Origin of the sequence: Herminiimonas sp. CN, assembly GCF_000622895.1 — a bacterium.
Lineage (GTDB): Bacteria > Pseudomonadota > Gammaproteobacteria > Burkholderiales > Burkholderiaceae_D > AVCC01.
The window spans coordinates 1-9,871 of the sequence record NZ_AVCC01000103.1; the positions used below are offsets into that span (position 1 = coordinate 1).

Below are 9,871 nucleotides of genomic sequence, written 5' to 3' on the forward strand. Positions count from 1 at the left end.
TCCTTGTCCACCTCGTACTTGATCGGATCGGCATTCATCGGGATTTCGATAATGACGTTGAAATCGTTGGGTAAATCGCGGCCGGCAGGAACTCTATTCAGACTCATGATGCTTTCTCGAAAAGTGTGGGAATTGATTGACGAATAATTATAGCGGTTTTCAGGCGCGCATTTTGCATTGCAACATAGCAGGCTCACATCCTAATTACAATATGCTGGCCAGAGCGCAGAGGCGGTAATGTATCGCCGCCTGCTCGGCCTGATTCAGGGCGTCATGCAGCTGCGCCAATTTCAGATGTGCGTCGCGCACCGATGCCGGTTCGATCGCATCCGACAGGGCTTGCTCCAGATAACGTTGCGCCTTGCCCCATAATTTTTGCTTCAGGCACAAGGACCCGAGCGTGAGCGCAAGCTCGGCATCGGTCGGACGCTTCTTGATCCATCCCTCGCAATATTCGATCTGGGCCAGCAGTGCAGGCTCGCCTTCGGCAGCTGCGGATTCGCGATATGCGCGCACCAGGCGTGCATCCCAATCCGCACTCAATGCTTTTTCCACCACCCTGCGGGCATCGTCATGCAATCCGCGGACATTGAATGCCGCAGCAGCGCGCGCAGCGATAAACGGTTCTTGCTGATCTTCGGTCGGGATACTCTTCCACACGCGACGGATGGATTCGGCATCTTGACTGGAATTTGACAATTCATCATCGTAGGCCAACTCACGCAGGCGGCGCGACAACGCAGGATGCAGCGCTTTATTCTTGTCCAGCGATTGCACCAGGCGCAATACCTCAGGCCAGTTCTTGGCCTGCTGATTGGCCTTCAGCGCCAGCCGCAGCGCATGAATATGTCTGGTGCTGCTGGCATTGAGCTCTCTTACTGCCTCCAGTGCGGCTTCGGATTGGTGGTCATCGACCAGCAATTCGATGGCCGTCATCAGGCGGGCGGTCTTCAGCGACAGGTCATTCTGGGTATTCGAAAGCCAGGCATCGCGACGTTCGGGCTGGCGCATCCAGTGCGCGGCCCGGGCGCCGATCAGTGCTGCCAAGCCTGCATTCTCAGGCAAATCGGCAGCCAGTTTGGCCGCTTTCTCCGCGTGACCGAAACGGCCTTCGAACAGCGCCTTCAGCGCATCGCGCAGTGCCTGGTTGCCATCGCGCTCGCGCCGCGCCTGACGATAGGCGGCAACACGGCCCGGCATTCTCTGCGCCATGCGAATGGTGCGGATCAGGAAGTACAGCGACAAGAACAGCAGCGCAATCAGCAGCAGAAATAAATTCAGCGACAAATCGATCCGGTATGGCGGATAGAACAGCACCACGTTACCGACATTAAAACGCGCGGCAACAGCAAGCCCGATGGCAATGGCAAGCAAGACGAGAAGCCGGAGAAAGAGGCGCATATCCTACCGCTTCACTTTGTAGTTACGCACTGCATTCAGGCTATTGCTCAGGGTCGGCATTTCGATTGACAGATTGCTGCCCTGTACTTGCTTGAGTAGTGCCTGCACCGTCTGCACGCGCTTGGCGCGTGTATCGAAATATTTGGCTATGGCGTCCTGGGCAGCGATCATGTCGCTGCGAAAGACGGAATCGTTGCGCGACAATAGCGCCAGCCGGGCATTGAGCAAGCGCAGCTTGAGGTTCTCCCTGGCGTAATAGTCCTGGGTCGGCGATAGCAATAGCGCCTCGGGCGATTCCACGCTACGCACGCGCACCAGTTGCTGCAAATCGCCCCACATCTCGGTTGAAACCTGATGCCAGATATCCTGCAATTTCAGCAACCATCGCGCGCCGTCGGCTTGATTGGCTGGTTTTGCGCCACCGGCCTTGGTCGCTTTAGGCGCGGCATGTCTTGGCTTGGGCTCCGGCGCTGGCGGCTTCTCATCGGCCAGCAAGGGCATCGAGTCGATTTGCGCGATGGCGCTGTCAAGACGCAACGCAATCCCGGCCAGATCCAGATTCGGCAGGGATTTTAGTTTTTCAAGGTCGCTTGCAATGGCGCGACGGATCTGGATGAATTGCGGCTTGTCCGAACTCGACAAGCGCGTATCGGCATTTTGCAAGGCAATCAAGGCGCCCGGGACATTGCCGGCCAATTGCAGTTGCTGACTGGCAGTGGACAATACCTGCTCGATTTCAGCCAGCGTCCATTCATCCCGTGTCCGGGAGAGGTCCTGATACAGTTGTTCGAGTGCCAGTTGCTGCCCCTGCGCCTCCACCTGCTTGCTTTCCAGCACATTTACCTTGGCCTGGATCTCTTTCAGGTTGTCCGCGCCCGTCTTGGCCAATAGCCTGGTTTCGCTATTGACGGCATCCGCACTCCGCAGGCGGCGCGCAAGCTCTTCACGTACATTGCCAAGTTCTGTTTTCGATGCCCACCATTGCGCTGCGAGCAACAGCAGCAGCACCAGAAACCCGGCCGGCAGCAGCAATTGCATCGATCTATTGGCGCCGACTGCCGCGACTGGCTTGACTGGCTGATGGCTTTCCAGAGGATTCGGGGTCTCATTCATGACTGGATTGTAACGCGGCTAACAGGCGTTCGTCGCCTGATCCGGTCAAGGTGACATTGTTGAAACACAAGTTTTTGGCAACTTCCGCAATACGGCTATGCGGCACGATCAGGTGCTGCTGTTGCATTTTTACCACGCTATCCATACCTGCAATCCGTTCCACCATGGCGAGCAAAATGCGTAGCGCTTCGGAACTGGTGATGATCCAGTCGGACTCGGCATCCAGCAGGCTCTGCAGTTGCGCCAACACGGCCGCGCCCGCCTGCGGCGCGGTGCGCCGGTAAGCGGCAACCTGGGTGACGCTGACGCCGTTCTGGCGTAACGCGTCCGACAATAATTCGCGCCCGCTCTCGCCGCGCACGATCAGCACCTGGCTGCCGCGCAAGGCTTCGAGATCCAGCACCTCCAGCAAGGTTTGCGAGTCGGTGCGCAATGGGTCGCGCGGGCAATGAATGGTGGCGTTGGCGTCGCTCACGCCATGCTCGGCCAAGGCAGCACGGCTGCCCTCGCCCACTACCGCGATGGCGACTTCGGCCGGCCACTGCGGCAGATGGGCAAACGCCGCATGTATCGCATTCGGACTCACGAACGCCACCATCGAGAACCGCGTCAGATCGGCCAGCGCCGCTTGCAACGCGCTGGTATCCGGCAAAGGATGGATTTCCAGCAGAGGGAATATGACGGCGCTGCGGCCGATGGCTGTCACCTGCCGCGCCAGCGCCCCTGCCTGTGCAATCGGACGGGTAATGACGACCGGCTTGCTCATTCGGCTACGTCGGGAGTGCATGCAGCAAGTATCCCGGCCGCGTCCTGCGCACTCAATGCTTCTGCAACCTGACGTCCGAGTGCCTCCGGCGCATTGGCCGGGCCGAAGGCTTCTGCGGTCGCCATCCGTTGTCCGTCCGGCGTCGCCACCATTGCGCGCAAGCGCATGGTGTCGCCATCCACGGTGGCAAATGCCGCCAGCGGAATCTGGCAGCTGCCGCCGAATACCCGCGACACCGCGCGTTCGGCCAGCACCGCCTGTGTAGTTGCCTGGTGGGCCAGCGGCGCCAGCCAGGCTTTCAGGTCGGCGCGCTCGGACTGGATCTCGATTGCCATCGCACCCTGGCCGGCCGCCGGCAAGCTTTGCTCCGGCTCCAGCAGGCAACGGATGCGCGCAGTCGCGCCGAGCCGCATCAAGCCCGCCGCCGCCAGGATGATGGCCGCGTATTCGCCGCGATCGAGCTTGCCCAGCCGGGTATCGAGGTTGCCGCGCAACGGCCGTATCACCAGATGCGGATAGCGGGCGGCGATCAATGCCTGCCGGCGCAGGCTGCTGGTGCCGACCACCGCGCCGTGCGGCAGCGCATCCAGCGACGCATAATCGTTGGAGACGAAAGCATCGCGCGGATCTTCGCGCTGCATCACCGCTGCCAGGCAAAAGCCGTCCGGCAGGGTCATCGGCACATCCTTGAGCGAATGCACGGCAAAATCGGCGCGCCCTTCGCTCATCGCGACTTCCAGTTCCTTGACGAACAAGCCCTTGCCGCCCACTTTCGACAATGCGCGGTCCAGAATCTGGTCGCCGCGGGTGGTCATTCCGAGAATTTCGATGCTGCACTGCGGATATAATTCGGACAAACGGGAGCGCACATGTTCAGCCTGCCACATGGCAAGACGGCTTTCGCGCGATGCGATTATCAATTTGGAGGGGGAGGATACTTTCAACACGGGCTCTTTCGATGAATTGTTTTCAATGGATCATTTCGATTCAAGCGGTCTGGATGAATCTAAAATCCATGCCATTGCAGCAAATGCGGCGACCCAAATTTTATCACGCGAGCACTTGCCAACCACGGCCCAAGGCCATCACCAGATCAACCCTGATTGCATTCGTTCACCATGGCTAAAAAACCGACCAGTAGCAGGCAGCCCGCCAACAAGCCGGCGGCCGACAAGGATGCCCCGCTCAAGGAGGACATACGGCTGCTGGGCCGCCTGCTGGGCGATGTGCTGCGCGATCAGGAAGGCGGCGCTGTCTATGATGTGGTGGAAACCATACGCCAGACCGCGGTGCGTTTTCGCCGCGAAGCGAAAACCCAGTCCGGCGCCGAACTCGACAAGCTGCTCAAGAAACTCACCCGCGACCAGACCATTACGGTGGTGCGGGCCTTTTCCTACTTCTCGCATCTGGCCAATATCGCCGAAGACCAGCATCACAACCGCCGCCGCCGCGCGCATTTGCTGGCCGGTTCCGCACCGCAACAGGGCAGCGTCGCGTTTGCCTTGTCCAAGCTCGATGATGCCGGCGTATCCGGCGACACCATTCGCAGTTTTTTCAAGCAGGCGCTGATTTCGCCGGTGCTGACCGCGCATCCGACCGAAGTCCAGCGCAAGAGCATCCTGGACGCGGAACGCGAAATCGCCCGTTTGCTGGCCGAGCGCGACCGCCCGATGACGCCCAAAGAGCTGGCCGACAATACCGGACTGCTGCATGCATGCGTGGTCACGCTGTGGCAAACCCGCATGCTGCGCTACTCCAAGCTGACCGTGGCCGACGAGATCGAGAACGCGCTGTCGTATTACCGCATCACCTTCCTGCACGAACTGCCGGGCCTGTACAACGACATCGAAGCCGAACTCGCCACCCAGTTCCCGTCCAAGGCCAATCCATCGGACGCGCCGGCCTACGTCCAGATGGGAAGCTGGATCGGCGGCGACCGGGATGGCAATCCGAACGTCAATGCCGACACCATGCAGCATGCGCTGGGACGACAGTCGACTACCATCCTCGATTTCTATTTGAGCGAAGTCCATCTGCTCGGAGCGGAACTCTCCAGCTCCACCCTGTTAGTCGAGGTCTCGCCGCAACTGCAGGCGCTGGCCGATGCCTCGCCCGACACCTCGGCCCACCGCACCGACGAACCGTACCGGCGCGCGCTGGTAGGCGTGTACGCAAGGCTGGCGGCAAGCGCGCGCGTGCTGGGCGTCGCCAACATCCTGCGCCATGAAATCGGCCACGCGGCAGCCTATGCGACCGCCACCGAACTCACGCATGACCTCAACATCGTGGCCGACTCGCTGAAATCGCATCACGGCGCGGCCCTGATCAAGCCGCGCCTGTCGGCCCTGAAGCGCGCCACTGAAATCTTCGGCTTTCACCTGGCCACGCTGGATATGCGCCAAAGCTCCGACGTGCATGAACAGGTCCTGAATGAGTTGTTCGCCCACTCCGGGGTCGAAAAGAATTACGCCGCACTGAGCGAAGAACAGAAGATCGCCCTGTTGCGTCATGAGCTCAATCAGCCGCGCCTGATGTATTCGCCCTACATCGAATATTCGGACCAGACCAATTCGGAACTGTCGGTGCTGCGCGCGGCGCGCGAAATTCGCCACCGCTTCGGCGACCGGGCGATCCGCAACTACATCATCTCGCACACCGAAACCGTATCCGACCTGCTCGAGGTGCTGCTGCTGCAAAAGGAAGCCGGCTTGCTGCGGTCGCAGTCCGATGCCGGCGCGCTGCCGGCCGGCGCAGCCAGGCACGACCTGATGGTGATCCCGCTGTTCGAAACCATCCCCGACCTGCGCCGCGCAGCCGCCATCATGCAGGAATGGATGGCGCTGCCGGAGGTTTCCCGGCAACTGGCGCAGCAAGGCCAGCTGCAGGAAGTCATGCTGGGTTATTCGGACTCCAACAAGGATGGCGGCTTCCTGACCTCCAACTGGGAGCTGTACAAGGCCGAAAACGCGCTGGTCAAGGTATTCGACCACGCCGGCGTCAAGCTGCGCCTGTTCCACGGCCGCGGCGGCACGGTGGGACGCGGCGGCGGCTCCAGCTACGAAGCGATCCTGGCGCAGCCGCACGGCACCGTCAACGGCCAGATCCGCCTGACCGAACAGGGCGAAATCATCGCCTCCAAGTTCTCGAATGCCGAAATCGGCCGCCGCAACCTGGAGCTGCTGGTGGCTGCAACGCTGGAAGCCAGCCTGACACCGGCCGTGTCCGATGCGCGCCAGACCAGGAAGCTGCAGGAATTCGAGCGCGTAATGGGCGAGCTGTCCGACCGCGCCTACACCGCCTACCGCAACCTGGTCTATGAAACACCGGGCTTTACCGATTATTTTTTCTCGGCCACGCCGATTGCGGAGATCGCCGAGCTCAACATCGGTTCGCGCCCGGCCTCGCGCAAATCGACCCGCCGCATCGAAGACTTGCGGGCCATTCCGTGGGGCTTCTCCTGGGGCCAGTGCCGCCTGCTGCTGCCGGGCTGGTATGGTTTCGGCAGCGCGGTAGCTGCATGGCTGGCCGAAGGCGACGACAAGGCGCAAGCCAAGAAAGCCGCCACCCTGCGCGCCATGTTCCGCGAATGGCCGTTCTTTGCCACCCTGCTGTCGAACATGGACATGGTGCTGGCCAAAACCGACCTCGCGGTGGCATCCCGCTACGCCGAACTGGTGGCCGACAAGAAGCTGCGCAGCAGCGTCTTCAAGCGCATCGTGGCCGAACATGAGCGCACCACCCAGTGCCTGGAAACCATCACCGGCGCCAGCGAGCGGCTGTCCGGCAATCCCTCGCTGGCGCGCTCGATCCAGAACCGCTTCGCCTACCTCGACCCTCTGAACCACTTGCAGGTCGAACTCATCAAGCGGCACCGCGCGGCAGCGGCCGACCCCAACAAGATCGACGAGCGCGTCCATCGCGGCATCCACCTGTCGATCAACGGCATTGCGGCCGGTTTGCGCAATACCGGCTGATTGCCAGCGGCAGCGGCTTGCGGCAGGAACCAAAGGGGCGCAATCCAATGCGCCCCTTTTTTATCCGCTGATGCCATCCTGGAGGCCCGCCTGCAATCTTCCGCAATGCGGTTTCACGGCCGCATCTGCTGCACGCGCTCTTCGTTCTGGAACCGCCCTCGCGCAGGCGCATCGTCCCGCTGCTGGATGACGGGACGCTCGGCGTTCGGCCGCATTCCAGGCCCGATCTGCGGCGGTGCCTGCTGCAGCGCAGGTGCAGCCATCGGGCGGCCTTGCGGCGGCGCGGCCCGATGCTGCGGCAATCCATCTTGCCGGGCTGGCGCCGGCTGCACAGGCATGGCCATCGGAGCGCCTTGCGGCGGCGCCTCGCGCACCGTACGCCCAAGGCCGGGAGACATGACCGGCGGCGGCATTTCCCGCGTCGGCTGCGGCCTGAAGCGCGGCTGTTCCGGGCCGGGCATCGGCGGCGCGGCCCGATGCTGCGGCAACCCATCTTGCCGGGTCGGCGCCGGGGCTGGCGGCAAAATCACGGCCGGTGCCGGCTGCACAGGTATAGCGATCGGAGCGCCTTGCGGCGGCGCCTCGCGTACCGGACGTCCAGACATGACCGGCGGCTGCGGCATTTCCCGCCCCGGCCGCGGCCTGAAGCGCGGCTGTTCCGGGCCGCGTATCGGCGGCGCGGCCCGATGCTGCGGTAATCCATCTTGCCGGCTTGGCGCCGGGGCTGGCGGCAAAATCACGGCCGGCGCCGGCTGCACCGGGCGCTCGGCTGCTTGCGGCATGCCTGGTGCCCGCGCGCCCGATACCACGCGCGCCGGCCGCTCGGCCCGGGTGGAACCGGCTGAAAATTGCCTGACCAGCGGTGCACCGGCGCCGGCAGCCGCTCCATTGCGCGCATTGAATTGCTGTGCCAGCGTGTCATGCAAGGCTGGCGGCAACGCCGCAGCCCTGGTTGCGATCACCGGGCGCTGTGCCAGTTGCGGCGGCGGCATGTGGCCTGGAGCAGCAGGCCTGGCCGCGCCGATAAAACTCTCTTTGACCGGCGCCAGCGCAGGCGCCGGCAGGATACGCTCCTTCGACAGTTGCGCGGCATCCAGCGGCCGCAGCGCAACCTGCACCGGCTGCCCCCTGACAAACGCCGCAGCAGGCACCGCAGCAATCGCATGCGGTGCCTGCCGGTTGCGATACCGCGTCTGGTCGAAGTTGTGCGCGCCCCGCCGCCCGGCCTGGCCGGCGAACGCCGCGCGATTCATGTTGCTGAGGTAAGCCGGGCTGGCATGATAGGCCGGGCGATACCGCTCGCCCGGCGTCAGCGCAAACCACGCCACGCCGGGACGGCCATTCGGCAGCGCCACGCCCCAGTTGAACCTGCTGCCGCCCAGAAAAGTCACCAGCGCAGGCGCATACATCGGCCGGACATGCCGCGGCCCCGGCACCCAGGCCCAACGGGAGTCCACATAGGCCCAGCGCCCGTAGTGGCACGGCGCGAAGCCCCAGGGCGCATCATCGATCCAGCTCCAGCCCCACGGCGCAATCCAGAGCCAGTGCCCGAAATGGTAAGGGGCCCAGTTGGCGACGCTGATGCGCGGAGTCCAGATCGCGCCATAGCGCTCGTCGTTGCGCCAGCTGCCGTAGTCGTCGAGCTGCTCATAACCGATCACTTCGCGCGACACATAGCGGGCGGCAATCGATTGATCTTCGCGCTGTTCGCGCTGCAGCACCCAATCGTCGAAATCATCAAAGGGCGGCGCATCGGCGATGCTGGCAAGTTCCAGGCTGGTGCCGTAAAAGACCGCTTGCTGCGGCGGCAAGAGCGAAAAACTTTCGTTGCCATCGCCATAGGCGACGCCGCTGCCGGCGCGCACAATGATGGCCGTGGTTTGCCGCTCGGGATCGACATCGATCCGGTATGCGCCAGGCTGGCGGAGATTGAAGGCCAGATTCGGCGTATCGATTTCAAACGATTGCCCGCTCGCCAGTGCGCGCAGCCGGATATTCAGCACGCCCTGCAGCAGGCTCAGTTGCGTAACCTGATCATTGATGTCGGAAAAAGTAAGGCTGGTGCGGGCCCCGAGTTGCAACGCGGTCGAACCGATATGCAGTTCGGCGCGCCCGCCTTCATCGGCCCAGACCTGATCGCCGCCGGCCAGTGGTCGGTTGAGTACCGCAGACGTCCAGCTATCGCTGCCGGCGGCGGCGAAGGTAACCGGGCCGTCGACATAGTTGAGCCGGGCCACAACGGAAGGCGGGTCGGCCTGCGCCCAGGCGGGCCCGGCAAGAAGCAGCATGGCGGCGCACAGCGTCATGCCTGTAACGATGGATAAGACCGACCGCCCGGCTTTCATTTTTGCGAACTCCCGAAGCTATTTTCTTATGCTCAGAGTACGCGCAAATGAATAAGGTTTCATCATCCAAAGTGATAATAATTGCAACAAAAAGTAAGGCGGCCGCAGGTTCGCCGCCCTGTTTCTCAGAAAGAAACATACACGTATCTGTATTTTTATATTCACAGAAAATGCGTGCCAACAATAACCATAAATCAGCATACTCCCGTTATTTTATGATTTTACAATCACCGCACCAAAGCCTTGATCTGCGGCCAGTGGCGGCGCGAAAT

General features: G+C 62.3%; 7 protein-coding genes and 1 pseudogene. 2 read left to right on the top strand and 6 right to left on the bottom strand.

All coding sequences use genetic code 11. The features are described from left to right. From HMCN_RS17975 to hemC, 5 genes and pseudogenes are all read right to left on the bottom strand, one after another. Positions 1-107, bottom strand: a pseudogene (locus tag HMCN_RS17975) (inorganic pyrophosphatase); the annotation flags it as partial. A 97-nt stretch (positions 108-204) separates the two neighbouring features. Beyond that, positions 205-1,401: a heme biosynthesis protein HemY gene (locus tag HMCN_RS0115790; protein WP_025918287.1), complete on the bottom strand. Its 1,197-nt coding sequence runs from the start codon at positions 1,399-1,401 to the stop codon at positions 205-207. Between the two features lie 3 nt (positions 1,402-1,404). Next, positions 1,405-2,514, bottom strand: a complete 1,110-nt coding sequence (locus HMCN_RS0115795; protein WP_025918288.1) for a uroporphyrinogen-III C-methyltransferase — start codon at positions 2,512-2,514, stop codon at positions 1,405-1,407. Beyond that, a complete protein-coding gene (locus HMCN_RS0115800; protein WP_025918289.1) occupies positions 2,507-3,280 on the bottom strand; it encodes a uroporphyrinogen-III synthase in 774 nt (257 codons plus the stop codon). The genes HMCN_RS0115795 and HMCN_RS0115800 overlap by 8 nt, the downstream gene beginning before the upstream one ends. Further along, positions 3,277-4,224, bottom strand: coding sequence for a hydroxymethylbilane synthase (gene hemC / locus HMCN_RS0115805; RefSeq protein ID WP_025918290.1), 948 nt, complete (start codon positions 4,222-4,224; stop codon positions 3,277-3,279). Before hemC ends, HMCN_RS0115800 begins: the two co-directional genes overlap by 4 nt. 174 nt (positions 4,225-4,398) lie before the next feature. On the opposite strand from hemC, the gene ppc reads away from it, so the two are divergent. After that, a complete protein-coding gene (gene ppc / locus HMCN_RS0115810) occupies positions 4,399-7,254 on the top strand; it encodes a phosphoenolpyruvate carboxylase (protein WP_025918291.1) in 2,856 nt (951 codons plus the stop codon). 113 nt (positions 7,255-7,367) lie between these two features. On the opposite strand, the gene HMCN_RS0115815 is transcribed toward ppc, so the two are convergent. Further along, a complete protein-coding gene (locus tag HMCN_RS0115815; RefSeq protein ID WP_155837606.1) occupies positions 7,368-9,599 on the bottom strand; it encodes a DUF6600 domain-containing protein in 2,232 nt (743 codons plus the stop codon). A gap of 47 nt (positions 9,600-9,646) precedes the next feature. Here HMCN_RS0115815 and HMCN_RS19935 point away from each other — a divergent pair. Beyond that, positions 9,647-9,871, top strand: a 225-nt coding sequence (locus HMCN_RS19935; protein WP_238552208.1) for a hypothetical protein, incomplete at its 3' end; no start/stop codon positions are given.

Coding starts and splice junctions, on each gene's coding strand:
- HMCN_RS0115790 (WP_025918287.1), bottom strand. CDS start 1,401: ATGCGCCTCTTTCTCCGGCTTCTCGTCTTGCTTGCCATTGCCATCGGG.
- HMCN_RS0115795 (WP_025918288.1), bottom strand. CDS start 2,514: ATGAATGAGACCCCGAATCCTCTGGAAAGCCATCAGCCAGTCAAGCCA.
- HMCN_RS0115800 (WP_025918289.1), bottom strand. CDS start 3,280: ATGAGCAAGCCGGTCGTCATTACCCGTCCGATTGCACAGGCAGGGGCG.
- ppc (WP_025918291.1), top strand. CDS start 4,399: ATGGCTAAAAAACCGACCAGTAGCAGGCAGCCCGCCAACAAGCCGGCG.
- HMCN_RS0115815 (WP_155837606.1), bottom strand. CDS start 9,599: ATGAAAGCCGGGCGGTCGGTCTTATCCATCGTTACAGGCATGACGCTG.